This window comes from Pseudomonas sp. GD03862, assembly GCF_029840855.1.
Lineage (GTDB): Bacteria > Pseudomonadota > Gammaproteobacteria > Pseudomonadales > Pseudomonadaceae > Aquipseudomonas > Aquipseudomonas alloputida.
Genome location: NZ_JAOCDI010000030.1, coordinates 1 through 26114, shown reverse-complemented (window position 1 = coordinate 26114; position 26114 = coordinate 1). Strand labels below are relative to the sequence as shown.

Here is a 26114-nt window from a genome sequence, read left to right as displayed (position 1 = left end):
GCCATGCACGACCTCTTGATGATCGACGGCCTGCAGTACTCCAACTGGAGCCAGGAAATATTCCAGCAGATGCAGGCCGGTGGCCTGAGCGCGGTGCACGCCACCATCGCCTACCACGAAAACGCCCGCGAAACCCTGTCGCGCCTGGGCGAGTGGAACCGCCGCTTCGAGACATGGCCCGAGCTGATCCGCCCGGTACGCACGGCCAGCGACATCCGCCTGGCCCACGAGGAGGGCCGGGTGGGCATCTTCTTCGGCTTCCAGAACTGCTCGCCGATCGAGGACGACATTGCCCTGGTGGAGGTTTTCCGCCAGCTCGGGGTGTTCGTCATGCAGCTGACCTACAACAACCAAAGCCTGCTGGCCAGCGGCTGCTATGAGCGCGAGGACAACGGCATCAGCCGCTTCGGCCGCCAGGTGATCGCCGAAATGAACCGCGTCGGCATGCTCATCGACATGTCTCACAGCGCCGAGCGAAGCACGCTTGAGGCCATCGAACTGTCGAGCCGACCGGTGATCATCTCCCACGCCAACCCTGCCAGCTTCCACGCCGCCAAGCGCAACAAGTCCGATGCGGTGCTACGCGGGATCGCAGAGTCCGGCGGGCTGCTGGGGTTCAGCACCTACCCGTTCCATCTCAAGGGTGCCTCGGACTGTAGCCTGGAAAGTTTCTGCGACATGGTCGCGCGCACCGCCGACCTGATGGGTGTGGAGCACATCGGCATCGGCACCGACCTGTGCCAGGCGCAACCCTTGTCTGTGCTGGAATGGATGCGCAACGGCCGCTGGAGCAAGGACAAGGACTACGGCGAAGGCTCCAGGGACAACGCCAACTGGCCGGCGCCCTTGCAGTGGTTCCGCGACAGCCGCGACTTCCGCAACATTGCCCAGGGCCTGCGCGCCCGCGGCTTTGCCGAGCACGACGTGGGCAACATCATGGGGCTGAACTGGTTGCGCTTGCTGGAGACCGCCACCACGGCACAGGCCTGAACCCCTTGCACGGACAGCATCAACAATAAAAAAAATCGCAGGTTCCGGAGGTTTCATGAAAAACCCAACCACCTTGCAGGCCGACGGCCAGGCCATGGGCCTGCCTATGGCACGCGATATCGACTGGCCGTTGTTCCTGATCAGCGGCGGATTCCTCGGCGCCTTCCTGCTGGCGGCGCTGATCGACATCGACACCGTGTCGGCGCTGGTCAATACCCTGTTCGCCTGGTCGACAAAGGCCTTTGGCCTCTATTGGCAAGTGCTGATGCTGGTAACCTTCGCCGTCAGCCTGTTCATCGGGTTTTCCAGATGCGGGCGTGTACGCCTGGGCGGGGTCACCCAGCGCCCGGACGTCAGCACCTTCAACTGGATCGCAGTGATCATGTGCGCCTTGCTGGCAGGTGGTGGCGCCTTCTGGGCCGCTGCCGAACCCTTGATGCACTTTGCCAGCCCACCGCCCTTCTTCGCCGGCCTGCAACCGCACAGTGAAGCAGCGGCCACCGCGGCACTGGCGCAATCGTTCGTGCACTGGGGCTTCCTGGCCTGGGCCGTTCTGGGTAGCCTGCTGGCGATCGTGCTGATGCACCTGCATTACGATAAAGGCCTTCCGCTGGCGCCGCGTACCCTGCTCTACCCCCTGTTCGGCAAGCGAGCGCTCAAGGGCCCGATCGGCACCTTGGCCGACGCTGCCTCGATCATCGCGGTAGTGGCCGGCACCATCGGTCCGATCGGTTTCCTTGGCCTGCAGATCAGCAGCGCCATGCACGCCGTGTGGGGGTTGCCCAACACTATCGTCACCCAGTCGCTGACCATTGTCCTGGTCACCGCGATGTACACTGTCTCGTGCCTGGTGGGCCTCAAAGGCATCCGCTTTGTCAGCGAGATCAACGTCTGGTTGATGATCGGCCTGGCACTGTTCATGGTGGTATTCGGACCGACGCTGTTCATCCTCGGCGGTTTCCCGGCGGCCTTTGCCCTGCACGTGGAGCACTTCATCCCGCTGACGATGTTCCGCGCCGACCCCAAATGGCTGGACTGGTGGACGGTGTTCTACTGGGGCTGGTTCATCGGCTACGCGCCCATGGTGGCACTGTACGTCGCGCGGATCTCGCGGGGCCGCACCATCCGCGAGATCATCATGACGCTGTCGATCATCGCACCGCTGGTGACCATGTTCTGGTTCACCGTGGTAGGCGGTACCGGGATCGGCCTGGAGCTGCAAACGCCAGGCAGCGTCACCGCCCATGGCGCCAAGCCTGAAGACCTGTTGCTGGGAGTGACGCAGAACCTGCCACTGGGTGGCCTTGTCAGCGCGCTGTTCCTGTTCCTGAGTTTCATCTCGGTGGCCACCAATGGCGACGCCATGGCCTTCACCGTGGCGCTGGCGATGTCCAGCGACGATAAACCGAAGAAGTGGTTGCGCGGTTTCTGGGCAATCGGCATGGGCCTGGCGGCGGTGGTGCTGATCACCATTGGCGCAGGCGGTGTGACGGCCCTGCAATCCTTCATTGTCATCACCGCGGTGCCGGTGTCGCTGGTGATCCTGCCAGCCCTGTGGGATGCCGTGCGCATCGCTCGACACATGGCCCGTGAACAAGGCGTCTGAACATGATCCATCCAGGTACAACAACAATGCCCAACAGCGTGCCTGCAATACCCGCGTTGCGCCCTGCCAGCCAAGTCATGGACCTGGCCCGGCTGGGTAGCCACTTCCAGAGCCCGCTAAGCTTCGTGCGCAGCAGCATGCGGCGGATGATGCAACAGCGCTGGCAAATCCGGCGCAGCTGTTTCGACCTCGATGGCCAAGGCTTCGGCACTGCGATCTACCGCATCGAAACGCCGAACGGCCATTACCACTGCGTGATCTTCTCGGCCTACCTGCCGCCGGAAAAGCGCAGCGATCGGGTCATCGCCGACCAGTGGGACGTCAGCTTCGTGCTGGTGGCCGGCGATGTCGACTCGGCACAGCTGGCCGACCTGCAACGCAACGTGCCGCTGCAGGAAGCCGGCCGCTTCGATGCACGCGTGCTGGTGTTGTCGCGGGCCAACCGTAGCTTGCGCAATTTCGACCGGTTTCTGGCGGCGCTGGCAGAAGGTCGCCAGCCCGATCCACAGCAACTGGCTGAAGTCGGCTACCTGTATCGCACTACAGCTGTTTACGGTAACGGCAAGTTCGGCATCGCCGATTTTGGTTGCCTGCAAGATAACCCGGACTTCAACCAGCCGTTCAGCGCGCAGATGTTCACCGTCTACCTGCTGCGTCACTTCAGCATCGAGCAGATCAACCACATGGCCCAGGCACTCGCCCCGCAGCGGGCAGTGCAACTGGCCCCGGCCCTTCAACGCTACCTGGGGGTCGGCAACGCGACCGGGCTGGGAATGGCCCCTTTTCTGATCAACCACCCTCAACTGGTGGAGCACTGGATCAGTACGCGGGAAACGGCCCTGGCACTAGTACTGGCGCAGTCGGCGGAGCCCGACCAATTGGCACGCCTGCAGCAATTGCTGGCGCGCGCCCAGTTGCACCTGAGCCAGTCCCGGACCGAAGACCAGCGCCAGCATGAGCAGAACCTGCAAACCTTGGCCGAGCTTGCTTTACTGGCCACCTGGCTTGGCACGCAAGCCGACGGCGCGGGCCTTTGGCCGCGCCTGCTGGCCTGGGCGCAATTACACACGGGGGTGGGCTGCCAGGAGCTTCTGGTCAGCCTGCTGCTGGAGCTGTACCCCGAGCAGGTCACGCCCCTGGCCGAGCACATGGGGGTCAACGAAAGCTGGCAGCTGGACGCCCAGATGCCCCTTGGGCAACTGCGCCAGCTCATCGAGCAGCAGTATGGCTGGGCGTTGCGCTACGACTTCAGTGCTGCCGATGCGGAGCACTTCTTCTGGTACCGCTCAGCTGAAAAAGAAGAGCCGCGCCTGGGCATTCGCGCAGAGGAGCCAGGGGCCGAAAAAGAAATGCAGCTGGGTATCGCCCGCAATATCCAGCAGTGCCATAGCGCGCTGCTGGAGCACCTGCAACTGCAGCCTCAGGCGCTGACCGCTCACTTCCTGATCGCCCAACCGATGTTCAAGGGCGCGGTACGCCGCCTGCAAGGCATGGCAAAAACGAACTACGGTGAAATCCGTGCCAATCTGCTGGCCCGGGACATGCTGCCGATTCACCTGCTGCGCTGCAAACTGGCATTTTTCGGCGCGGGGAAATTCGACCCCAAGTCAAGCCGCTGGGTGCGTATCACGCTGTTCCAGGGCGCGCCGCTGGTCAGCGACATCGGTCAGCCGTTCGCAGACGACTGGAATTTCGCAGTCATGCCGCAAAGGGAGCTTTGACCATGCGCGTATCGCTTAACGAAATACAGGTGATGTGCCGCAAGGCATTCGAAGGCATGGGCTTCGCCCCGGGCGACTGCGAGGATGCCGCCGAACTCGTGGGCTGGTTGCAACTGCAGGGGCTCGATGGCGTCGGTGCACTGGAAAAGGCGTTGCGTTATCTGCAAGGCGAAGCTGCACGGCCATACGCCTTGTGCCATGAGGATAACGCCCTGCTGGTGATCGACGCCAAGGGCCAGAGCGTGTTGCGCTGCGCCGCCACGGTGGTGGAACTGGCGGCAGCCAAGGCCATGCGCTGTGGTCAGGCCGAACTGCGCATACGCCACTGCCACAACCGTTTGCTGTTGCTGGGCTACCTGAGCCGGGCAGCGGTGCAGGGACTGCACGTGCAAGCCCGCTGGGAGGACGCCCGCCAATGCCACTGGGCCGATTTTACCGCCGGCATGCCGCGCCCGGAACTGAGCAGTGAAACCCGGCCCCAGGCCATTGAAGCGGCCGCGCAGGACGTAACGGTGCTGTTCACTCGAGCAGGCCAGACCGCCCAGGCAATAACCGACCCGCAGCGCACACTGCAGCAAGGTTTTACAGTCGACGAACATACCTGGCAAAGGCTCAGGCAGCTGGCCGAACACATCCTTGTCGAGAGCACCGATGCCTCACGCCGCCACGGTGCAGGCGGCGGCAGCGACGCCGACTGAACACCCTTGCCACTGAGGAAACAACCCATGAAGCATGCGATAAAGACCGAGCTGTTCGCCTCCAGGGCGCCACTGGAATGGGCGGTCGTCGGCAACGGTACGTTGTACACGGCTCAGATCCCAATCGATACGCAGGGCCAGGTGGTTGCCGGCGGCATCGAGGCCCAGGCCCGCCAGACACTGGACAACCTGCGCCACACCCTGGAAGCCGCTGGCAGCTCGCTGGATGCCGTGACCCAGGTGCTGATCTACGTGACCGACCGCCGTTATCTGGCAACTGTAAATGCCGTGTACGCCGAGTATTTCCAGGCACCCTACCCCAACCGCGCGGCCGTAGTGGTGGCTGGCCTCGCCCGGGAAGAAATGTTGGTGGAACTGGTGGTCTACGCCTGCCTCTGACGCCCTGAAGGCGCCCGTCTCACGATATTCAGCGTTCGCGCAATCGAGTGCCGCCCGCGCGGCGCTCGATGCATGCCCCCTCCGCCCCACGTCATGCACCCGGAATATTCCCTTTTTCGCCCGCCAGGTACCGGCCTGCGCCCCATTTCGGTTCAAAACCCGCGCCCGGATCAAAAGCGCCCTTTTTTGATGCGCCGGCCCTTGCGGCCAGGCAGCTCACATCGGGTGTGCCCCTCACATATCCCGCCCCCCAGAGCCGCCAGGCGTATTCGGCACTTTTATTGCACAGACTGATTGTGCTCAACGCACAGGCAATCTACCGAGACCGAGGTTAACGCGAGACACAGCTCCCACTTACCCCAGCAAGGCAGCACCCTGAAAGACGCAGATGAACCGCAATGAAGCTGCCGGCAACGGCGGCAAGGAGTGGGTATGTCCCGGGCTTTTTTCAATGAAATGTACGAAGCGGACGGCAACTGCCGCCCGCATTACCAGGAGTTCGCCCGCTGGCTGGCCAACACCCCGCTGGAGTTGCTGGAACAGCGCCGGCGCGAGGCCGACCTGCTGTTTCACCGCGCAGGCATCACCTTCACCTTGTATGGCGACAAGCAGGATACCGAGCGCCTGATCCCCTTCGATATCATCCCGCGCAGCATCCGCGCCAGCGAATGGCGCACGGTCGAGCGTGGCTGCATTCAACGGGTACAGGCGCTGAACCTGTTCCTGCAGGACATCTACCACGACCAGCGCATTCTCAAGGCCGGCATCATCCCACCAGAGCAAGTGCTGGCCAACGAGGGCTACCAGATCGCCATGCAGGGCCTGGACCTTCACCGTGGGCTGTATGCGCATATTGCCGGTGTCGACCTGGTACGTGACGGCGATGGCAGCTACTTCGTGCTGGAAGACAACCTGCGCACCCCCAGCGGCGTCAGCTACATGCTCGAAGACCGCAAGATGATGATGCGCCTGTTCCCCGAACTGTTTGCCGCCCAGCGCATCGCGCCCATCGATCACTACCCCAACCTGCTGCTGGACACGCTCAAGAGCGCCAGCCCAATGGACAACCCCACCGCGGTGCTGCTCACGCCCGGCCGTTTCAACAGCGCCTATTTCGAGCATGCCTTCCTGGCGCGGGAAATGGGCATCGAGCTGGTCGAAGGCGCCGACCTGTTCGTGCGTGATGAGCATGTCTACATGCGCACCACTGCCGGCCCCCAACAGGTGGACGTGATCTATCGTCGCCTGGACGACGACTACCTCGACCCGCTGTCCTTCAACCCTGACTCCATGCTGGGCGTGCCGGGGCTGATCTCCGTTTACCGCGCCGGCAATGTGGTACTGGCCAACGCCGTCGGCACTGGCGTGGCCGATGACAAATCCATCTACCCCTTCGTCGACGACATGATCCGCTTTTACCTGAGCGAAGAACCGATCCTGAACAACGTGCCGACCTGGCAGTGCCGCAAGCCGGCGGACCTGTCCCATGTGCTGGCCCACCTGCCCGAACTGGTGGTCAAGGAAACCCAGGGCTCCGGCGGCTATGGCATGTTGGTCGGGCCCGCTTCGACCAAAGCCCAGATCGAGGACTTCCGCGCGCGCATCAAAGCCCGCCCGCACGCCTATATCGCTCAACCGACGCTGTGCCTGTCAACCTGCCCGACCTTCGTCGACAGCGGCATCGCACCGCGTCACATCGACCTGCGCCCGTTCGTGTTGTCGGGCAGTGAAACCCGCCTGGTGCCCGGTGGCCTGACGCGCGTGGCGCTCAAGGAAGGCTCGCTGGTGGTCAACTCGTCGCAAGGCGGCGGTACCAAGGACACCTGGGTGGTGGAGGACTGAGCCATGCTTTCGCGAACTGCTTCCGACCTGTACTGGATGTCCCGCTACCTGGAGCGTGCAGAAAACCTCGCACGCATGCTCGAGGTCAGCTACTCGCTATCGCTGATGCCCCAGGCCGGGCGCAGCGACGGCCATGCCGAACTGGCAATGTCGCTGATGGCCTCGGGCATGCTGGACGACTACCTGCGTCGGCACAAGGAACTCGACACCGAGCGCATGCTGCACTTCTTCGCCCTCGACGCCACCAACCCCAGCAGTATCTATTGCTGCCTGCAGGCCGCCAGGACCAATGCCCATGCAGTGCGCGGCCGTATCACCGCCGACATGTGGGAGAACATCAACGCCACCTGGATCGAAATGCGCAACATCGCCAGCAATGGCCTGGGTCGCTATGGCATCAGCCAGTTCTGCGACTGGGTCAAGGAACGATCGCACCTGTTCCGCGGTGCGACCTCCGGCACCATCATGCGCAACGATGCCTACAGCTTCATTCGCCTGGGGACCTTCCTGGAGCGGGCGGACAATACCCTGCGCCTGCTCGATTCGCGCTATGAAATGTTCGGCGAGGCCTCCGAAGAGGTCAGCGACGACTCTGCCCGCGGCTATTACCAATGGAGCGCCCTGCTGCGCGCGCTGACCTCGTACGAGGCCTTCAACGAGCTCTATCGCGCCGCGCCCAGCGCCCGGCCGGTGTCCGAGCTGTTGCTGTTGCGGGTGGACGTGCCGCGCTCGCTGCATGCCTGCATCGAGGAACTGGACCTGATCCTGGCGGGCCTGCCGGGCAGTACCGGGCGTGCCGCCCAGCGCATGGCCGCCGAACTAAACGCGCGCCTGCGCTACACCGCCATCGACGAAATCCTTGATGCCGGGTTGCACCCCTGGCTGAGCGACTTCATCGGCCGCATCAACCAACTGGGCCAGGCCGTCCATCACTCCTACCTGGAGGTTGTATGAAACTGTCCATTCGCCATGACACGACCTATAGCTACGCCAGCGACGTGTGCAACAGTATCCAGTTCCTGCGCCTGACGCCGCGCAGCAGCGAACGCCAGCGTATCAATCAATGGCAACTGGACCTGCCCTGCAAGGTCAAGGGCCAGATCGACCCTTACGGCAACATCCTGCATGTGCTGACACTGGACAAACCCCATGGCCACCTGGCGCTTACCGCACACGGCCAGGTCGAGATCGACCCGGATTGCGAACACGAAACCGAGAGCCAGTCGCCCCTGCCGTTCCTGCGCGGCAGCCACCTGACGCTGGCCGACAACACCCTGACTGCTTTCGCCGTCCGGCAATGTGGCAGTCACCGCGACCGGGCAGCACTGATCGGGCTGATGCAAGGCCTGGCCGAGCACATGCCCTACAGCCCGGGGGCCACGTCAGTGGGCACCACGGCCATCGAAGCCTTCAACGGTGGCGCAGGTGTGTGTCAGGACCACACGCACGCCTTCCTGGCCTGCGCACGCAGCCTGGGGGTACCGGCACGCTATGTGTCCGGCTACCTGTGCACCGAGGACGAACAACACCTGGCCAGCCACGCCTGGGCCGAAGCCTGGGTCGACGATGCCTGGTACAGCTTCGACATTACCAACCGCCTGACCCGGCCAGAGCGTCACCTGAAGCTGGCGGTGGGCCTGGACTACCTCGATGCCTGTCCGGTCAGGGGCGTACGCCGCGGCGGCGGCGCCGAATCGATGCAGGCCAGCGTTCACGTGCATCGCCAGTGACAGACTGGCTTCAGACCGGTCTTGCCGCGCGAGTGCGGCAAGACCCTTCCACACGCAACACAAGGGAAACCGCATGACTTACTGTGTCGCCATGCACCTGGAGGACGGGCTTGTCTTCATCAGCGACTCACGCACCAATGCCGGCATCGACCAGATCTCCACGTTCACCAAGTTGTTCGTCTTCAGCGTCCCGGGCGAGCGGCTGATCGTGCTGCAGACCGCCGGCAATCTGGCGACCTCGCAGTCGGTGGTAAACCTGCTGCAGCAACGCACCCAGGGCAACGGCCCCCACCTGCTGAACGTTGCCACGCTCTACGATGCAACGGTGCTGGTCGCCGACACCCTGCGCGAGGTGGTCAAAAGAGACCGCAGCAAGCTCACGGCCGATATCGACCTTAGCAGTTCATTCATCGTCGGCGGCCAGATAGCCGGCGGCCCCATGGCCATCTACAACGTGTATGCACAAGGCAATTTCTTCCAGGCCACACCGGACACCCCGTTTCTGCAGCTGGGTGAAAGCAAGTACGGCAGGCCAATACTCGACCGCAACCTGGATTACCGCACGCCGCTCGATGAAGCGCTGCGCTGCGGCCTGATTTCGTTCGACTCCACCATCCGCAGCAACCTGTCGGTGGGCATGCCGCTGGACTTGCTGGTGTACCGCAATAACAGCCTGGAAAGCATGACGCGCAAGCGCATTACCAGCGACGATGCCTATTACCAGCAGATTCGCAGGCAGTGGAGCGACGGCTTGAAAACCCTGCTGGCCGAACTGCCAGCGCCGCCTTATGGCTGAGTAAGCAAACGGATCAGATCCTTTGCCTGTAGCGGCCCCTTCGCGGGCTTGCCCGCTCCCACAGGTACTGTGCAAGCCTTGAAGGCTGTGATGTCCTGTGGGAACGGGCGAGCTCGCGAAGGGGCCGGTACAGGCAACACCTCAGTAAAGCCAATGTGTAATGTTCGAGACTCCGTGGGTTATCCTGCCCCTTCCCCCTGTCACGAGACTGCTGCTGGCGGCCCACAGACTGCACTGCAGGTGAAATCATGATTCACGGAAAAACCCTGGAAGCCTGGCAACAAAGCCACCCGATCATCGCCGAGCTGGTTGCCCTGAAGCAGACCAGCTGGTTCAACCCTGGTATCGCCAAGGCTGCAGAAGCCCTGCACGATGTGGGCCTGTCGGCTGCCGACGTGCAAGCGGCCAGCGCGCGGCTGCAGCGGTTCGCGCCTTACCTGGCCACCGTGTTCCCCGAAACAGCCGCTGCCGGCGGGGTCATCGAGTCGCCTGTCATCCCGCTGCCACAGCTGCGCCGGGTGCTTGTCGAAGAAGGATCACTGCAGAACGCAGGCAGCCTGTGGCTCAAGGCGGACAGTGACCTGCCCATCTCCGGTTCGATCAAGGCCCGGGGCGGTATCCATGAAGTGCTCAAGCACGCCGAAGACCTGGCCCTGGCGGCCGGATTGATCACGCCAACGGATGACTACACCAAACTGGCGAGCGACCAGGCCCGCGCATTCTTCAGCCAGTACACGATCGCCGTGGGTTCGACCGGCAACCTGGGGCTGTCGATTGGCATCATGAGCGCCAAGCTGGGTTTTAAGGTGAGCGTGCACATGTCGTCAGACGCCCGGCAATGGAAGAAGGACAAGTTGCGGGCCAACGGCGTGACCGTGGTAGAACACGCGTGCGACTACAGCGTAGCGGTCGAGCAGGGTCGCCAGCAGGCAGCCTCAGACCCCAATTGTTATTTTGTCGACGACGAAAACTCCCCACAGCTGTTTCTCGGCTATGCCGTCGCCGCCGAACGGTTGGCGCGGCAATTCGACCAGGCTGGCATCCAGGTGAACGCAGATCACCCGTTGTTCGTGTACCTGCCGTGCGGCGTAGGGGGCGGCCCGGGCGGTGTCGCATTCGGGCTGAAGCTGGTGTTCGGCGATGCGGTGCACTGCATCTTTGCCGAGCCCACCCACTCCCCCTGCATGCTGCTGGGTGTCTACACCGGCCTGCATGATGAAACCTGCGTGCAGGACTTCGGCATCGACAACGTCACCGCCGCAGACGGCCTGGCGGTCGGGCGCCCATCAGGGTTTGTCGGCAAAGCCATGCAGCGGCTGATCGATGGTTACTACACCGTGACCGACGAAGAACTGTACCGTTTGATGGTCATCGCCCATGAGCAGGACAAGGTCAAACTGGAACCTTCTGCCCTGGCCGGCGTACCCGGTATGCTACGGGTGCTGCAAGCCGGCGAGTACCTGGCTCGCCAAGGCTTCACCCCAGCCCGGCTGCAGCAGGCCACCCATCTTGTCTGGGGAACGGGGGGCAGCATGGTGCCGGAAGATGAGTTCAATGCCTATCTGGCAAAAGGGCGCAGCGTGCAGGCAAACGCGTAACCGCGAGCGCCGCTTCGCGGCGCCGTTGCAGTGCCTCAGGCCATCAGCAAGGAATGCCCACCCGCGGCCACACAGGTGCTGGCGTCGCTTTGGCCATATTGCGTTTTCGCGCCCACTGGGTCAGTGCGGCCATCAGGGCAAAGCCAAGCAGGATCATCACCGGATAGGCCAACAGCAACTCGGTCAGCGAATACTTCCAGGCCAGTGGCCGACCGACGCCCAGCATCGCTGCATATAACCAGGAAACACCTGACAGTGCACCAGAAAACAACGCAAACATCCGCACGCCTATATTCAGGTCAAGCAAAGAACCGGCCTTGAGCAAGGCAGGTAATACATAGCGATGCAACAACATGCCATTGAAGGTCAGGAGCAAGACAATAATGACCTTGGCGTGAAGTTTGGGATTGGCAAAATAACTCATGCCTTTTTCAAGGTAATCGATGCCAATGACCGCGGCACCGGTAAACCACAGGAATATCAAGGCATTGGCAACGGACGCCTGCAATCGCGCCATGTGCTTACCGTCATGGCTGGCCTGTTGATGCCCCTTCAACAAGTCCCTGACCATCTCGGCATCACTGGTAAATACCAGGCCGATGGCGACACAACAGGCCAGTAAATGAACATAAATGACCGACAACCGCACCAGCTCCATGGATTCTTTCTGCCCGAACAGGCTAATAATTGTATTAAACTCCACGTCGAATTCTCCACGTAATGCATTAGCGCTAGATGGCCTTGCAACAAGCATGCGTACGACTTGATCGCACCGGGAAGACCAAATTCATATCGTTAATTGAAACAGCGAAGGGTTACTCAATTGCACACAGTGGCTCAACCGTTGAGCCTCGGTTGGACATGGCGTTACTCCATTGTCAGAGGTAGAAAAGCCCCGTGTGCATCCCTGCGATTCAAATCAAGTTGAACGTCCAGTACGTTCTGGGGAGAGGTGCGAAGTGTGGTACTTGAAGAACACATTCGCTGGCAAATAGGAACGACCCACTGGCAAATCGTTCATTTCTTGAGCAAAAGCACCGACCAGCGGTATTTAAAGCCGTATTAGTTAGTTTACTAACTTCTTGCAAGTTGACCGAATGGTAAGTTTCAAAGGCCAGTGGATCCAAACTTCGCGACAGGCCATTTAAGTGCTCTATTTCGCCGAGTGGGAACGAGTACCCTAACAATGCACCAGGAGCAACTGGCTCAACACCGCCCGCAGTTTCCCGGGTTTCACAGGTTTGTTCAGTAGCGGCGCCCCTAGCTTCTGCAAGCCCCGCCGGCACTGATCGCTGCGGTCTGCGGTAATGATCACTGCCGGTATGGCAGCCGCAAAATGCTCACGCAGGTACCTCACCACCTCGTACCCCACTACACCATGGTCCAGGTGGTAGTCGGCCAGGATCAGTTCCGGGGCTCGCCCCTGCAACGCCAGCAAGGCGCCCTCCTGGTCAGTAGCCGTGACCACTTCGCACCCCCACTGCCCCAACAGCGCGCCCATGCTCTCGAGTATGCTCACTTCGTTGTCCAGTACCAGCAGGCGGCGGCCCGGCAGCGGATCACCGACGCTGGGCAGCGGCACAGCCTGGTGAACAGCCAGCGGCACTTCTTTGCCAAGAGGTACCTCGATGCTGAACACCGAGCCACGCCCTGGCCACGACCGCACCTGGATCCGATAACCGAGTATCTTGGCGATCCGCTCGACGATGGCCAGCCCGAGGCCAACGCCCTTGCGATCCGCTGCACGCCCCACATCCAGCTGATTGAACTCGAGGAATATGTCCTGCAGCCGGTCCTGCGCAATGCCCCGTCCGGTATCCCACACCTCCAGCCGCAAATGACCACCGCGGCGCCTTGCCCCGAGCAGGATCCGCCCCTCCTCGGTATACCGGCAAGCGTTGCTGAGGAAGTTGCGCAGGATGCGTGTGAGCAACCGCAGGTCAGTGCTGATGGCATAGTCGGCTATGCGTGCGTGCAGCTTCAGGCCCGCCGCCTCGGCCACCGGGCTGAACTCCGAGACCAGCGGCGCGAACAGCTCGTCCAGGCGGTACACGGCCACATCCGGCTTTACCGCCGCCTGGTCGAGCCGGGAAATGTCCAGCAGGTCGGTCAGCAGGTCTTCCGCGCCCTCCAGGGCCTGGTGGGTACGCTCCACCAGCACATGCTCGGGCTCTGGCAACGGCCGCTCGCGCAAGGTCGAAATCAGCAAGCGCGCGGCGTTCAACGGTTGCAGCAGGTCATGGCTGGCGGCGGCGAGGTATTTGTCCTTGCTGCGGTTGGCGGCTTCGGCGGCATCGCGCGCCTCCAGCAATTCATCGGTACGCGCAGCGACCCGTTGCTCCAGTTCGTCATTGAGTTGTTGCAGGCGCTGCTGGGCCAGCTTGCGTTCGGTAATGTCGGCGACGAACCCCTCCACCAGCCCTTCATGGCCGGGTTTGAGCAGCAGGTTCATCAGTACATCGAGATGGCTGCCGTCCTTGCGCCGCAGACGGGTTTCGTAGCCGTGCAGGCTGTGCTCACGGGCGAGCACCGCGGTAATGGCCTGCAACTCCTCGGCACCGCCATCAAACAGGTTGGCGGCCAGGTCAGTCAGGGAAAAAAGCACCGCTTGCGGGTCGTCATAGCCGAGCATGCGCGCCAGCGCCGGGTTTGCGGCGCGCATGCCGTCCTGAAGGCTGGCCTGGAAAATACCGTGCACGGCGTTTTCGAACAGCCATTTGTAACGGTTGCGTTCGGCTTCCAGCTCGTCCAGGCGGGCGGACAGCTCCGGGTAATGGCTTTTGCGCGCCGAGTGGTCACCCAGCCCCAGCAGCCCGGCCAACGCCCGCTGCTGCTCGTCAGAGGGCCTCGCCATAGACCACCTCGACATCACGCTGGCTGGACGCACGGGGGTTGGTGAGGATGCACGGGTCGTCCATCGCGTGTTGCGACAGGAACGGGATATCGGACGTGCGCACCCCGTGCAGGCCCAGGGTTTCATGGAAGCCGATGGCACGCTTCAGGGCAATCAGGTGCTCCACCAACCGCCCGCAGATCTGCCGGTGATTGAGACCGCGGCAGTCGATACCGAACACCTCGGCGATCACCTTGAAACGCTCCGGCGCCGAGCTGTAGTTGAACGCCACCACGTGCTCCACCAGCACCGCATTGCACAAGCCATGGGGCAAGTCGAGGAAGCCGCCCAGGCTGTGCGACATGGCGTGCACTGCGCCCAGGATCGCATTGGAGAACGCCAGACCCGCCTGCATGCTGCCGAGCATGATCTTCTCGCGCAGCGCAATATCAGTAGGGTTGGCGATCATCTCCACCAGGTTGCCATTGATCAGGCGCATGGCTTCCAGCGCATGGGGATCGGTCAGCGGTCCGTGGCCGGTAGACACGAAGGCCTCGATGGCATGCACCAACGCATCGATGCCGGTGCAGGCCGACAGGAACGGGTCCATGCTCAGGGTGGTCTGCGGGTCGATCAGCGACACGTCCGGCACCACCGCCTTGCTGACGATGGAGAACTTCATGCGTTCCTGCTGGTTGGAAATGATCACGAACTGCGACACGTCCGCCGAGGTGCCGGCGGTGGTCGGGATCAGGATCAGCGGCGGGCTGGGCACGCGGATCATGTCCACGCCTTCGAATTCGAGGATGCTGCGCCCATGGGCCACCACGATGCCGATGGCCTTGCCGCAATCCATCGGGCTGCCGCCACCGACGGCGACGATCACATCACAGTGGTTCTGCCGATAGATCTCGGCGCCGAGCATCACCTCCTCGACCCGCGGGTTGGGTGACACCGCTGTGTACAGGCAGTAGTCGATACCCTGGGCCTGCAGGCTGGCCTCCACATCCGCCACCCAGCCGGCGGCGATCACGCCAGGGTCGCTGACCACCAGTACCTTGCGCGCACCGAAGGTTTTGGCGTAATTGGCCACATTGTGCCGGCAGCCGGCACCAAAGATGATTTCAGGCGATACGAACTTGCGAAGGGGGCTGAAACTCTGGCTCATCGGTAAGCCTGTTCTTATTGTTCTGGAAGATAACCGCCAGCGTAAAGCATCCCACCACGAAAGCAACCAGACCAAAGCGGGGCTACCAGTCATTCTATCCAGGATTTGGCGCGGGCCACCTCCAGAAACGCCAGCACGTCCTCTTCGAGCCCCGGTACATCGGGGAAGCGTTGTGCCAGGCGGTCGATGACCGTTGCCACGGTACTGTGGCCGTCCAGCAGCTCCAGGACCCAGCCGGCACTGGCGTTGAGCTCGATGATGCCCCCGGCGTACAACAGCACGTGGCAAGCCTTCTGTGGCTCCCAGCCCAGGCGCAAGCCTCGCCCCAAGGCAAGGGCCTGCTGGCGATCAATCAGGTTCACAGGCGCATGCTCCAGGAGGATCCGGCCACCGTGGCGATGGCCGGGCCGTCATCAACGGTTGGCGAAATACATCGTCACTTCGAAGCCAATGCGCAGGTCGGTATAGGCGGGTTTAGTCCACATAGGGCAAGTCCTCTTCTTGTGCCGGAGGATTCCGGTAGAAACATTAATGCACGGGGGCGGACTGGACCGAATGCTACTTTGGAACGAGCTTGCGGGGTGCGTTGGTACGGGTAGGCCATGCATGTGCCGGCCCTTTTGCGGGCTCGCCCGCCCCCACAGGTTCTTCACCGGTTCTGGAACCAACGGTGAACCTGTGGGAGCGGGCGAGCCCGCGAAGGCCGCGACGCGGTCTAGAAGAAGCCCAGCGGATTGATGTCGTAGCTCACCAGCAGGTTCTTGGTCTGCTGATAATGGTCAAGCATCATCTTGTGGGTCTCACGGCCAACACCGGACTTCTTGTACCCCCCGAACGCCGCATGCGCCGGGTACAGGTGGTAGCAGTTGGTCCACACTCGCCCGGCCTTGATCCCGCGGCCCATGCGGTAAGCGCGGTTGATGTCGCGGGTCCACAGGCCGGCGCCCAGGCCGAATTCACTGTCGTTGGCGATCGCCAGCGCTTCGGCTTCGTCCTTGAAGGTGGTCACGCCCACCACCGGCCCGAAGATTTCTTCCTGGAACACGCGCATCTTGTTGTTGCCCTTGAGCAGCGTTGGCTGAATGTAGTAACCGCTGGCCAAGTCACCCTGCAGCCGCTCGGCACCACCGCCGGTGAGCAGCTGCGCGCCCTCCTCCCGGGCAATCTCCAGGTACGAAAGGATCTTGTCGTACTGTTGCTCGGACGCCTGGGCACCCACCATGGTTTCGGTATCCAGCGGGTTGCCACGGGTGATCTTGGCGATCTTCTTCATCACCTCGGCCATGAACGGTTCGTAGATCGACTCCTGGATCAGCGCCCGTGACGGGCAGGTGCACACCTCGCCCTGGTTGAAGAACGCCAGCACCAGGCCTTCGGCAGCCTTCTCGATGAACGCCGGCTCGGCCTGCATGATGTCTTCGAAGAAGATGTTCGGCGACTTGCCACCCAGTTCGACGGTGGACGGGATAATGTTCTCGGCCGCGCACTTCATGATGTGCGAGCCCACCGGGGTGGACCCGGTGAACGCGATCTTGGCAATGCGCTTGCTGGTGGCCAGCGCCTCGCCGGCCTCACGGCCAAAGCCCTGGACGATGTTCAGTACGCCTGCCGGCAACAGGTCGGCGATCAGTTCGGCAAAGACGGTAATCGACAGCGGCGTCTGCTCTGCGGGCTTGAGCACCACGCAGTTGCCAGCGGCCAAGGCCGGGGCAAGCTTCCAGGCGGCCATCAGCAGCGGGAAGTTCCACGGGATGATCTGCCCCACCACACCCAGCGGCTCGTGGATGTGATAAGCCACGGTGCCTTCGTTGATCTCGCCTACGCCACCCTCCTGGGCGCGGATGCAACCGGCAAAATAGCGGAAGTGGTCCGCTGCCAGCGGCACGTCGGCATTCAAGGTTTCGCGTATGGCCTTGCCGTTGTCCCAACTTTCGGTAACCGCCAGCACTTCCAGGTTCTGTTCGATGCGGTCGGCAATTTTCAGCAGTACCCGCGCACGGTCTTGCACCGAGGTCTTGCCCCAGGCTTCGGCGGCGGCATGCGCGGCGTCCAGGGCGCGCTCGACGTCCTGGGCCGTGGAGCGCGGGAATTCGGCAATCGGCTGGCCATTGACCGGCGAGCTGTTGGTGAAGTACTGGCCAGCCAACGGCTGCACGAACTCGCCACCGATGAAGTTGCCATAACGGGGTTTGAAGGATACGACGGCGCCTGGAGTTCCGGGTTGTGCGTAGATCATGCTGAGCCTCTGCGGGTCGGTGCCTGTCCCACGACAGGCGATGCACCGATGGTAAGAAGCCCCGCGTGCCGGGCGAATGCATCGTTGGCAGCGGGGCTCTCGTCATTTGGTAGTAGGGCCGCTTGCCAGCAGATCAGCGGCAGCAAGCGGCAGTAGGCAGGCGTTATGGCTTGGCGCTTGCCGTTTGCTGCAACTGCTTGGGCAACTTGAAGGTCCAGAGCATGCCGCCCTGGTTGAAGTCCTTGACCCGTTTGGCCACTTCGCCGCCCCACAGCGGCACCGCGCCGCCCCAGCCGGAGACCACCGAAACGTATTGCTCGCCGTCCATTTCCCAGGTGACGGGCGAGCCAAGCACGCCTGAGCCGGTCTGGAATTCCCAGACCTTTTCGCCGGTCTTGGCGTTGAATGCCTGCAGGAAGCCCTCTGGCGTGCCCGTGAACACCAGGTTGCCCTTGGTGGTCAGCACACCGCCCCACAGCGGCGCGTAGTTCTTGTGGCGCCACACTTCCTTGCCGCTGACCGGGTCGATGGCGCGCAGCACGCCGATGTAGTCTTCATTGAGCGGCTTGATGGTGAAGCCGGCACCGAGGAACGCCGCACCTTTCTTGTAGGCGATGCCTTCGTTCCAGATGTCCATGCCCCACTCGTTGGACGGCACGTAGAACAGCCCTGTGTCCTTGTTGTAGGCCATCGGCATCCAGTTCTTGGCGCCGAGGAAGGCCGGCGCGACGAACACCGAGCTGCCCTTGGCCTCGCTGCCGGGTGCGCCCGGGCGGCTGGCGTCGTTGTAGATCGGCCGGCCGTCCTTGTCCAGGCCAGTGGCCCAGGTGATCTTGTCCACGAAGGGGAAGCCGCGGATGAACTTGCCGTTGGTGCGGTCGAGCACGTAGAAGAAACCGTTGCGGTCGGCCGTAGCGGCAGCCTTGACCTCCTTGCCGCCGTCCTTGTAGTTGAACGAGATCAGCTCGTTGACGCCGTCGAAGTCCCAGCCGTCATGCGGCGTGCTCTGGAAGTGCCACTTGATGGTGCCGTCGTCCGGGTTCAGTGCCAGGCGTGAGGAGGAGTACAGGTTGTCACCGGGGCGCAGGTGCGAGTTCCACGGTGCCGGGTTGCCGGTACCGAACAGGATCAGGTTGGTTTCAGGGTCGTAGTAACCGCCCAGCCACGGCGCGGCGCCGCCGGTCTTCCACAGGTCGCCAGGCCAGGTCTTGCCCGCCTCACCGCCGGAAATACCGTTCTCGATCGCCTTGCCGTCCTTGTACACATAGCCCATGTGCCCTTCCACGGTGGGGCGCATCCACAGCAGCTCGCCGTTTTCCGGGTTGTAGGCCTGGATCTTGCCCACCACGCCGAACTCGCCGCCGGCAACGCCTGTGATCAGCTTGCCATTGACGATCATCGGCGCGGCGCTGATGGAGTAGCCTTCTTTGTGGTCGGCGACCTTCTTGCTCCAGACCACCTTGCCGGTGTCCTTGTTCAGGGCCACCAGCTTGGCGTCCAGCGTGCCGAAGAACACCAGGTTGCCGTACAGCGCGACGCCGCGGTTGATCACGTCGCAGCAAGGGCGGATGTCATCCGGCAGACGTGCATCGTATTGCCACAGTTTCTTGCCGGTGCGGGCATCCACGGCGAACACCCGCGAGTAGGAGCCGGTCAGGTACATCACCCCGTCCTTGATCAGCGGCTGGGCCTGCTGGCCGCGCTGCTTCTCTCCGCCAAAGGAGAATGCCCAGACCGGGCGCAGTTCCTTGACGTTATTGACGTTGAGCAGGTCCAGCGGGCTGTAGCGCTGGCCCTGCACGCCCAGGCCATTGGTCACGATCTGCTGCGGGTTCTTCGGGTCCTGGAGGATTTCTTCATTGCTGACAGCGGCGTGAGCCGCGCCGGCAAGCAGCATGGCGCTGAGCACCAGGCTCACGGCGAACAAGGGGCGACGTGGGGATCGGGTCATGACGGCTACCTTTGGTTTTTTTGTTGTGCCCGGGAAAATTTCCCGGTGTGTCGGGAATTCTTGGTCCCGACCCGATTGCCAACAATTGCTCGCAGTGCGGAGTTTTCTAGTTCCTTGGTAGGGGCCTGAGCGATGGGTGGGCGGCACGGGGGCTGACAGGCACAAAAAATGTCATGGCAAGCGCTGCAACTGCTGGCGCTCGTAACGCGGGTACAGGTGGCTGACACTGCGGATCAGCTCATAACGCGTCAGGCTGATCCCGGCAAACCGTTCGGGAATGGGGCTGCGGATCATCTCGGCCATGTCGTCACCGCGCGCCGCGCCATCACGCATCAGGCCATCGAGCCAGCCCAGGTAGTCACGCATCTGCACGAACGGCTGCGCATCACTGGCCAACGGGCCATGCCCGGGTACAAGCTGTTTCCAGGGCAGTGCCTGCAGGGTATCCAGGTCCTTGAGCCACACGTCCAGCCCCGGGCTGTTGGGCGTGGTCAGGGCGCGTTCGTAGAACACCAGATCGCCGGCAAACAGCACGCCGGTCTTTTCATCGAAAATCGCCAGGTCGGCACCCGTATGCCCGCCCAGCCCCAGCAACCTCAGGCGGTGCCCACCCACCTCATGCACACCCGGCTGCAGCACCCGGGTCGGCAGCACCACCTCGGTACCGCGCATCCAGTCGCCGACCAGGCGATACATGTTCTCGGCCATGGCATCGCCTTGCTGGCGCAGCAGGTCGCGGGTGCCGGCCAGGGCACCGATCGGCACATCGGCAAAGGCCTGGTTGCCCAGCACATGGTCCGGATGATGATGGGTCAACAGCACTTCCACTACCGGCTTGTCGGTGAGGGTGGCAATTGCCTTGCGCAATGCCTCGCCATAGCCTTTCGACGGCCCGCTGTCGATCACCACCACACCGCTGTCGGTGACGATGAACGCAGTGTTGACCACATTGCCGCCATTGGCCTTGGCGAAATTGTCGGTGCTGCCTTCCAGCAACCAGGTGCCCTCGGCGATCTGCCGGGGTGTGAGCCGGTACGCCAGATCAGCCTGGGCCGGCAGCCCCAGGCACAGCAGCAACAACAGGATCCAACGCATGATGGTGCCTCGGGTCAGGGTGAAATCAGACAACGCGCTCAGGGCAGCGCCGCCTCGAACTGGTTGCCGCTGTTGTCCCGCAACAGCAGCCGTGTTGGCCCGGGGCCCTGAATGTCAAAGCCCAGGTTGGGGTTTTCGCTGACCGCCGGGTACAGCTCCAGGCTGGCCAGGCGCTGGCCATCTGCACCTTGCAACTCGGCATGGTTGAGAAAGAACTCAGGAATGCCGCTGACCAGGCCGTTATCCATGGGGTGGGCCACCTGCAGGCGCAGGCGGCTGCTGTCGCCACGCGGGTAGCGCCCGCCCAGCACCTCCCCGAGGTGCTCCTCCCAGCCGGGCTGGGTGCGCACCACGCTGGGTGCAGTACAACCGCCGCCGGCAGCATCGATCAGGGTCGAACCGACGTGCCACAGGCCATCGCGTGTCAGTACGGCGGCGCGCAACGGTGTGGCCTGTTCGATGCGGATGCGGATCGACAACCAGGGCAACACGCGCTCGCCGGGCTGAAAGTCGACGATGCGCGGCAGAGGGTTCAGTTCTGCCCAGGCGATAATCCGCACCACATCGCCCGTGAACGCCCGGGCGTCGATCTCCAGCGGTACCTGCCGTGCATCCTCGGCAAAGGGCGGCGCCAGAAGCTTCACACGGTCATCGAACACGAACGCCGCCTGCCCCAGCAACTGCTTGTGGTAGAAGTCCCACATCACGGAAGGCACCGGGTCTGTGTGGGTGCCTTGTGTCGCAGCCTGGGCGGCCCAGGGCATCCAGCAGGCCAGCAGGAAAGTTGCTCGCCAGTTCATGGCCACTCCTATTGATACATCTCCGGGACCTCGTAACGCAGGCCGTATGCGGCATACATCGCCTTGAGCCGGCCATCGCGAATCATCGCTTCCATGGCCTCCTCCACCGCGTAGGCCAACTGCCGGTTGCTTTCATGCACGGCCATGCCGATTTCCCAGGCCTGTTTGCCGAGGTTCGGGTAGGCGTTCTCTGCCAAGGCCAGTTGTGGGTCGGCGGCCTGGTGCAGCTGCCAGTCAACCTCGCCGCGCATCGCCATCACTGCGTCCACCTGGCCGGCCTGCATGGCAGCGAACGCCTGCTGCACGCTGGGGTAATGGTGGGTCCTGGCGCTGAGCATGCCGTTGAACACCGATGTCAGGTAGAACGACGGCACGCTGTCCACCTCGACCCCGATAGGATGCTGCTGGAATACCGCGACACTGGCCACCGAGGCCAGGCGACGGCGATCGTAGGCCACCTGCCAACGCTCCTGCTGATAGGGGCCGAACATCACCACCTGGGCGTTTTCCAGCTCCCCCAGCTCGTTGCGCCGCTGCGCGTAGGCGCGATCGTAAGGCACCCGCATCATCAGGTCGGCCAATTGCTGATGACGCAGCGGGCTGCCACGCCAGATGTAGTCGCGCAGGTCATCGTCGAGCTTTTCTCCGGGTGGCGCCCAGATCAGTTGCAGGCGTACCCCCAAGGCCGTGGCCAGGGCCTGCGCCAGCTCCACATCGACACCACGCGGCTGGCCGTGGTCCTGAAAACTGTAGGGGGCGAAATCCTTGTACACCGCCACCTTGAGCTCGCCGGCGGCGATGATCGCGTCATAGTTGCGCACCTGCGCTTGGGCCGCCGCGCAACACAGCAGCAGGCCACTCAACAGCACCGCCCACAGACGCATGGCCGTCACTCCTCGACGTGCACGCTGTCCAGGTAGGTGCGCACCGCCCACAGGGCTTCCTGGCTGAGGTAATCGGCCATCTTCGGCATGTACACGCGGCCGTCGCGAACCGCGCCGTGGCGTACCCGCTCGACGAACCATTCATCGCCGGCATCACCCGCGTCGAGCATGCGCAAGTCAGGCGCGATACCACCCGACTTGGCCTCCAGGCCATGACAGGCAGCGCAGTTCTGGTTGTAGGCCGAGGCGCCGATTTCCACGGCCTTGTCGTGCTCGGGCGAGCTGCGGTACGGGTTGACCGCGGCCCAGCCGTCGCCGTCCAGGCTCACGCCAGTGTCCTTGATCGGAGTCAGGCCCTTGGTCTCCACTGCCTGGGGCACCACGTTGCCATGGGCCCAGGCTGTACCGGTCAGCACGGCTGCGGCCAGCAACCCAGCAGCAAGCAACACATTGCATTTTGTTGTCATTGTTATGCCCTCACCTTTGCACACAAAGCCTCAACCACAGAGGCCGTGCCGCCATCTTAGAAACAGCCCGCGGGCGGCCGAATGCTGCTTTGGTGGCCGGGCCTTAATCCCTTGGTAGTAGGGCTTGTGGCGAAGGGCCAATTGAGGTGCCGTGCGGGAACTATTCCCGGCAAGGGCGGGACTTTTTCCGTATCCCGCGACAGCTGCTGCGCCCCACCCTGTGCAGGCCAAAACCTCCACTGGGAACTGCAACCATGACAATAAGATCGCTACCCGCCCTTTCCCCGCTGGCCCTGAGCGTGCGCGTCCTGCTAATGGCCGGTAGCCTGGCCCTGGGCAATGTGGCAACAGCGGCCAGCACACCCGCTGCACCTGCCGGCAAGAACGTCACCTGGGAAGACATCGCCAATGACCACCTGACCACCCAGGACGTGCTGCAGTACGGCATGGGCACCAATGCCCAGCGCTGGAGCCCGCTGGCCCAGGTCAATGACAAGAACGTGTTCAAGCTGACCCCGGCCTGGTCCTACTCCTTCGGCGACGAGAAGCAGCGCGGCCAGGAATCCCAGGCCATCGTCAGCGATGGCGTGGTCTACGTCACCGGCTCGTACTCACGGGTATTCGCCCTCGATGCCAAGACCGGCAAACGCCTGTGGACCTACAACCACCGCCTGCCCGACAACATTCGTCCCTGCTGTGACGTGGTCAACCGCGGGGCGGCGATCTACGGCGACAAGATCTACTTTGGCACCCTCGATGCGCGTGTCATCGCCCTCGACAAGCGCACCGGCAAAGTGGTGTGGAACAAGAAGTTCGGCGACCACAGCGCCGGCTACACCATGACCGGTGCGCCAGTGCTGATCAAGGACAAGACCAGCGGCAAGGTGCTGCTGATCCACGGCAGCTCCGGCGATGAATTCGGGGTGGTCGGCCAGCTGTTCGCACGCGACCCGGACACCGGCGAAGAAGTGTGGATGCGGCCCTTCGTCGAGGGCCACATGGGCCGCCTGAACGGCAAGGACAGCACCCCGACCGGTGACGTCAAGGCGCCGTCCTGGCCAGACGACCCTACCACCGAAACCGGCAAGGTCGAAGCCTGGAGCCACGGCGGCGGAGCCCCTTGGCAAAGCGCGAGCTTCGACCCCGAAACCAACACCATCATTGTCGGCGCTGGCAACCCCGGCCCTTGGAATACCTGGGCGCGCACGTCGAAAGACGGCAACCCGCATGACTTCGACAGCCTGTACACCTCCGGCCAGGTCGGCGTCGACCCGAGCACCGGCGAGGTCAAGTGGTTCTACCAGCACACCCCCAACGATGCCTGGGACTTCTCCGGCAACAACGAGCTGGTGCTGTTCGACTACAAGGACAAGAACGGCAACGTGGTCAAGGCCACCGCCCACGCCGACCGCAACGGTTTCTTCTATGTGGTCGACCGCAACAACGGCAAGCTGCAGAACGCTTTCCCCTTCGTCGACAACATCACCTGGGCCAGCCATATCGACCTGAAGACCGGGCGCCCGGTGGAAAACCCCGGCCAACGCCCGGCCAAGCCGCTGCCGGGTGAAACCAAGGGCAAGCCGGTGGAAGTCTCGCCACCGTTCCTGGGCGGCAAGAACTGGAACCCCATGGCCTACAGCCAGGACACCGGGCTGTTCTACATCCCCGGCAACCAGTGGAAAGAGGAATACTGGACCGAGGAAGTGAACTACAAGAAGGGCTCGGCTTATCTGGGCATGGGCTTCCGTATCAAGCGCATGTACGACGACCACGTCGGCACGTTGCGCGCCATGGACCCGACCACCGGCAAGCTGGTGTGGGAACACAAGGAACACCTGCCGCTGTGGGCCGGGGTGTTGGCGACCAAGGGCAACCTGGTGTTCACCGGCACGGGCGACGGCTTCTTCAAGGCCTTCGACGCCAAGACGGGCAAAGAGCTGTGGAAGTTCCAGACTGGCAGCGGCATCGTCTCGCCGCCCATCACCTGGGAACAGGACGGCGAGCAGTACATCGGCGTGACCGTGGGCTACGGCGGTGCGGTACCACTGTGGGGCGGCGACATGGCCGAGCTGACCAAACCGGTGGCTCAGGGTGGCTCGTTCTGGGTGTTCAAGATCCCGAGCTGGGACAACAAGACTGCACAGCGTTGACCTGCAGCGGGGAGCGGCCTGCGCCCCTCCCCGTTTCTGCCCTTCTCCTGCCCGGAGGCTTTTGCCATGAATTACCTGCCCTTGACCTTGCTGCTGGCGCTATCCCCTGCCCTGGCAGTGAACGCCGACGACGCCGGCAACGATACCCCCTTGACCATCAACGGCTGCGTGATTGCCGAAGCCAGCCAGTGCCCGGGCGCCAACCTGCGCGGCGCCAACCTGGCCAACCAGGACCTGCGCAAGATGAACCTGGCCGGTGCCGACCTGCGCGATGCCGACCTGCGTCACGCCCAGCTGGACCTGGCAAATCTGGAAAAAGCCCGCCTGCAAGGTGCCAACCTGACCCGCGCCAGCCTGCAACAGAGCAATCTGCGCCTGGCCGACCTGAGCAACAGCAAGCTGGTGGCCATTCAAGGCTGGGGCTTGTTCGCCCAGGGCGCACAGTTTGAAAAGGCGGACCTGCGCGCAGCCTACCTGCAATTCGCCAGGCTGTCCGGGGCAAAGCTGCAGCAGGCCAACTTGCAGGCGGCGGACCTGGAGATGGCCTGGTTGAGCAAGGCTGACCTGCAAGAGGCCAACCTGGGCGATGCCAACCTGCAGGAAGCCAAGTTTGGCCAGAGCAACCTGGCACGCGCCGATTTGCGCGGGGCGCGGCAGCATTACGGGAATTTTCAGGAGGCCAACATGGAGGGGTGCAAGGGGTGCCCTGAAACCTGGGACAAATGAGGGGCCTGTAGGCGCGGGTTTGCCCGCGAAAGGGCCGGGCCTGCTGGCCAATCTCCACCCGCCGTTCACCGTTGCCGCCGCCACCGTATTCGCGGGTAAACCCGCTCCTACACACACAGATCGGTGGTGGACACACCTCGAGGGTTGGACACAGCCCGTCGTGTAGGAGCGGGTTCACCCGCGAAAGGGCCGGGCCTGCTGGCCAATCTCCACCCGCCGTTCACCGTTGCCGCCGCTACCGTATTCGCGGGTAAACCCGCTCCTACACACACAGATCGGTGGTGGACACGCATCGAGGGTTGGACACAGCCCGTCGTGTAGGAGCGGGTTCACCCGCGAAAGGGCCGGCCCTGCTGGCCAATTTCCACCTGCCGTTCACTGTTGCCGCCGCTACCGTATTCGCGGGTAAACCCGCTCCTACACA

Annotated in this window: 23 protein-coding genes; 12 read left to right on the top strand and 11 right to left on the bottom strand. The window is 63.0% G+C overall.

The features are described from left to right. Positions 1 to 3: 3 nt before the first annotated feature. From N5D53_RS18835 to N5D53_RS18790, 10 genes are all read left to right on the top strand, one after another. The gene (locus tag N5D53_RS18835; RefSeq protein ID WP_003254063.1) at positions 4 to 990 is read left to right on the top strand and encodes a dipeptidase; all 987 of its coding nucleotides are present in this window, start codon (positions 4 to 6) and stop codon (positions 988 to 990) included. 55 nt (positions 991 to 1045) lie between these two features. Next, positions 1046 to 2596, top strand: a complete 1551-nt coding sequence (locus N5D53_RS18830; RefSeq protein WP_279840593.1) for a BCCT family transporter — start codon at positions 1046 to 1048, stop codon at positions 2594 to 2596. Between the two features lie 26 nt (positions 2597 to 2622). Continuing rightward, positions 2623 to 4317, top strand: coding sequence for a hypothetical protein (locus N5D53_RS18825; protein ID WP_064490948.1), 1695 nt, complete (start codon positions 2623 to 2625; stop codon positions 4315 to 4317). 2 nt (positions 4318 to 4319) lie between these two features. Beyond that, positions 4320 to 5015 carry a DUF3726 domain-containing protein gene (locus N5D53_RS18820; RefSeq protein ID WP_019751161.1) on the top strand — a complete coding sequence of 232 codons (696 nt, stop codon included), beginning with the start codon at positions 4320 to 4322 and terminating at the stop codon, positions 5013 to 5015. A gap of 27 nt (positions 5016 to 5042) precedes the next feature. Then, the gene (locus tag N5D53_RS18815; protein WP_003254071.1) at positions 5043 to 5414 is read left to right on the top strand and encodes a RidA family protein; all 372 of its coding nucleotides are present in this window, start codon (positions 5043 to 5045) and stop codon (positions 5412 to 5414) included. A gap of 432 nt (positions 5415 to 5846) precedes the next feature. Further along, a complete protein-coding gene (locus N5D53_RS18810; RefSeq protein ID WP_274144154.1) occupies positions 5847 to 7256 on the top strand; it encodes a circularly permuted type 2 ATP-grasp protein in 1410 nt (469 codons plus the stop codon). Between the two features lie 3 nt (positions 7257 to 7259). Further along, positions 7260 to 8210, top strand: coding sequence for an alpha-E domain-containing protein (locus tag N5D53_RS18805; RefSeq protein WP_003254074.1), 951 nt, complete (start codon positions 7260 to 7262; stop codon positions 8208 to 8210). After that, complete coding sequence (locus tag N5D53_RS18800) at positions 8207 to 8986, top strand: transglutaminase family protein (protein ID WP_020189941.1); 780 nt, start codon at positions 8207 to 8209, stop codon at positions 8984 to 8986. Before N5D53_RS18805 ends, N5D53_RS18800 begins: the two co-directional genes overlap by 4 nt. Positions 8987 to 9059: 73 nt before the next feature. Then, on the top strand, positions 9060 to 9782 hold the full coding sequence (locus N5D53_RS18795) for a proteasome-type protease (protein ID WP_014756324.1): 723 nt from the start codon (positions 9060 to 9062) through the stop codon (positions 9780 to 9782). 248 nt (positions 9783 to 10030) lie between these two features. After that, complete coding sequence (locus N5D53_RS18790; protein WP_279840592.1) at positions 10031 to 11380, top strand: D-serine ammonia-lyase; 1350 nt, start codon at positions 10031 to 10033, stop codon at positions 11378 to 11380. Positions 11381 to 11423: 43 nt separating this feature from the next. Here the strand turns inward: N5D53_RS18790 and N5D53_RS18785 are convergent, their stop codons facing one another. The 11 genes from N5D53_RS18785 to pedF form a co-directional block, all read right to left on the bottom strand. Next, a complete protein-coding gene (locus N5D53_RS18785; RefSeq protein WP_279840603.1) occupies positions 11424 to 12038 on the bottom strand; it encodes a hypothetical protein in 615 nt (204 codons plus the stop codon). A gap of 522 nt (positions 12039 to 12560) precedes the next feature. After that, positions 12561 to 14234, bottom strand: coding sequence for a NahK/ErcS family hybrid sensor histidine kinase/response regulator (locus N5D53_RS18780; protein ID WP_279840591.1), 1674 nt, complete (start codon positions 14232 to 14234; stop codon positions 12561 to 12563). After that, complete coding sequence (gene ercA / locus N5D53_RS18775; protein ID WP_004576476.1) at positions 14218 to 15381, bottom strand: alcohol dehydrogenase-like regulatory protein ErcA; 1164 nt, start codon at positions 15379 to 15381, stop codon at positions 14218 to 14220. Before ercA ends, N5D53_RS18780 begins: the two co-directional genes overlap by 17 nt. Positions 15382 to 15470: 89 nt before the next feature. Next, positions 15471 to 15743 (bottom strand): pyrroloquinoline quinone biosynthesis peptide chaperone PqqD, encoded by a 273-nt coding sequence (pqqD, locus tag N5D53_RS18770; protein WP_064490943.1) that lies wholly within the window; start codon positions 15741 to 15743, stop codon positions 15471 to 15473. Positions 15744 to 15794: 51 nt separating this feature from the next. After that, on the bottom strand, positions 15795 to 15866 hold the full coding sequence (gene pqqA, locus N5D53_RS18765) for a pyrroloquinoline quinone precursor peptide PqqA (RefSeq protein ID WP_003243383.1): 72 nt from the start codon (positions 15864 to 15866) through the stop codon (positions 15795 to 15797). A 230-nt stretch (positions 15867 to 16096) separates the two neighbouring features. Beyond that, positions 16097 to 17617 (bottom strand): aldehyde dehydrogenase family protein, encoded by a 1521-nt coding sequence (locus N5D53_RS18760; protein WP_003254088.1) that lies wholly within the window; start codon positions 17615 to 17617, stop codon positions 16097 to 16099. A gap of 163 nt (positions 17618 to 17780) precedes the next feature. After that, entirely contained in the window at positions 17781 to 19568 is a 1788-nt protein-coding gene (gene pedH / locus N5D53_RS18755) for a PQQ-dependent alcohol dehydrogenase PedH (RefSeq protein ID WP_121161841.1), read from the bottom strand. A gap of 171 nt (positions 19569 to 19739) precedes the next feature. Continuing rightward, positions 19740 to 20663 carry a quinoprotein relay system zinc metallohydrolase 1 gene (locus tag N5D53_RS18750; RefSeq protein WP_060544998.1) on the bottom strand — a complete coding sequence of 308 codons (924 nt, stop codon included), beginning with the start codon at positions 20661 to 20663 and terminating at the stop codon, positions 19740 to 19742. Between the two features lie 38 nt (positions 20664 to 20701). Continuing rightward, positions 20702 to 21463, bottom strand: coding sequence for a quinoprotein dehydrogenase-associated SoxYZ-like carrier (locus N5D53_RS18745; protein WP_019436701.1), 762 nt, complete (start codon positions 21461 to 21463; stop codon positions 20702 to 20704). Between the two features lie 8 nt (positions 21464 to 21471). Next, complete coding sequence (locus N5D53_RS18740) at positions 21472 to 22347, bottom strand: transporter substrate-binding domain-containing protein (RefSeq protein WP_012052781.1); 876 nt, start codon at positions 22345 to 22347, stop codon at positions 21472 to 21474. Positions 22348 to 22352: 5 nt separating this feature from the next. Next, positions 22353 to 22814, bottom strand: coding sequence for a cytochrome c-550 PedF (gene pedF / locus N5D53_RS18735; protein ID WP_010953594.1), 462 nt, complete (start codon positions 22812 to 22814; stop codon positions 22353 to 22355). Between the two features lie 254 nt (positions 22815 to 23068). Here pedF and exaA point away from each other — a divergent pair, with 254 nt between their 5' ends. Next, positions 23069 to 24964, top strand: a complete 1896-nt coding sequence (gene exaA / locus N5D53_RS18730; RefSeq protein WP_010953593.1) for a quinoprotein ethanol dehydrogenase — start codon at positions 23069 to 23071, stop codon at positions 24962 to 24964. Positions 24965 to 25030: 66 nt separating this feature from the next. Then, a complete protein-coding gene (locus tag N5D53_RS18725) occupies positions 25031 to 25690 on the top strand; it encodes a pentapeptide repeat-containing protein (RefSeq protein WP_020193825.1) in 660 nt (219 codons plus the stop codon). Positions 25691 to 26114: the final 424 nt, after the last annotated feature.

Bases quoted from the DNA above. Each gene is read 5' to 3' on its own strand.
- N5D53_RS18740 (WP_012052781.1), bottom strand. From the start codon at position 22,347: ATGCGTCTGTGGGCGGTGCTGTTGAGTGGCCTGCTGCTGTGTTGCGCG.
- N5D53_RS18830 (WP_279840593.1), top strand. From the start codon at position 1,046: ATGAAAAACCCAACCACCTTGCAGGCCGACGGCCAGGCCATGGGCCTG.
- exaA (WP_010953593.1), top strand. From the start codon at position 23,069: ATGACAATAAGATCGCTACCCGCCCTTTCCCCGCTGGCCCTGAGCGTG.
- N5D53_RS18790 (WP_279840592.1), top strand. From the start codon at position 10,031: ATGATTCACGGAAAAACCCTGGAAGCCTGGCAACAAAGCCACCCGATC.
- N5D53_RS18820 (WP_019751161.1), top strand. From the start codon at position 4,320: ATGCGCGTATCGCTTAACGAAATACAGGTGATGTGCCGCAAGGCATTC.
- ercA (WP_004576476.1), bottom strand. From the start codon at position 15,381: ATGAGCCAGAGTTTCAGCCCCCTTCGCAAGTTCGTATCGCCTGAAATC.
- N5D53_RS18780 (WP_279840591.1), bottom strand. From the start codon at position 14,234: ATGGCGAGGCCCTCTGACGAGCAGCAGCGGGCGTTGGCCGGGCTGCTG.
- N5D53_RS18785 (WP_279840603.1), bottom strand. From the start codon at position 12,038: ATGGAGCTGGTGCGGTTGTCGGTCATTTATGTTCATTTACTGGCCTGT.
- N5D53_RS18750 (WP_060544998.1), bottom strand. From the start codon at position 20,663: ATGCGTTGGATCCTGTTGTTGCTGCTGTGCCTGGGGCTGCCGGCCCAG.
- N5D53_RS18725 (WP_020193825.1), top strand. From the start codon at position 25,031: ATGAATTACCTGCCCTTGACCTTGCTGCTGGCGCTATCCCCTGCCCTG.
- N5D53_RS18800 (WP_020189941.1), top strand. From the start codon at position 8,207: ATGAAACTGTCCATTCGCCATGACACGACCTATAGCTACGCCAGCGAC.
- N5D53_RS18815 (WP_003254071.1), top strand. From the start codon at position 5,043: ATGAAGCATGCGATAAAGACCGAGCTGTTCGCCTCCAGGGCGCCACTG.
- N5D53_RS18825 (WP_064490948.1), top strand. From the start codon at position 2,623: ATGCCCAACAGCGTGCCTGCAATACCCGCGTTGCGCCCTGCCAGCCAA.
- pedH (WP_121161841.1), bottom strand. From the start codon at position 19,568: ATGACCCGATCCCCACGTCGCCCCTTGTTCGCCGTGAGCCTGGTGCTC.
- pedF (WP_010953594.1), bottom strand. From the start codon at position 22,814: ATGACAACAAAATGCAATGTGTTGCTTGCTGCTGGGTTGCTGGCCGCA.
- N5D53_RS18835 (WP_003254063.1), top strand. From the start codon at position 4: ATGCACGACCTCTTGATGATCGACGGCCTGCAGTACTCCAACTGGAGC.
- N5D53_RS18760 (WP_003254088.1), bottom strand. From the start codon at position 17,617: ATGATCTACGCACAACCCGGAACTCCAGGCGCCGTCGTATCCTTCAAA.
- N5D53_RS18745 (WP_019436701.1), bottom strand. From the start codon at position 21,463: ATGAACTGGCGAGCAACTTTCCTGCTGGCCTGCTGGATGCCCTGGGCC.
- N5D53_RS18810 (WP_274144154.1), top strand. From the start codon at position 5,847: ATGTCCCGGGCTTTTTTCAATGAAATGTACGAAGCGGACGGCAACTGC.
- N5D53_RS18805 (WP_003254074.1), top strand. From the start codon at position 7,260: ATGCTTTCGCGAACTGCTTCCGACCTGTACTGGATGTCCCGCTACCTG.
- N5D53_RS18795 (WP_014756324.1), top strand. From the start codon at position 9,060: ATGACTTACTGTGTCGCCATGCACCTGGAGGACGGGCTTGTCTTCATC.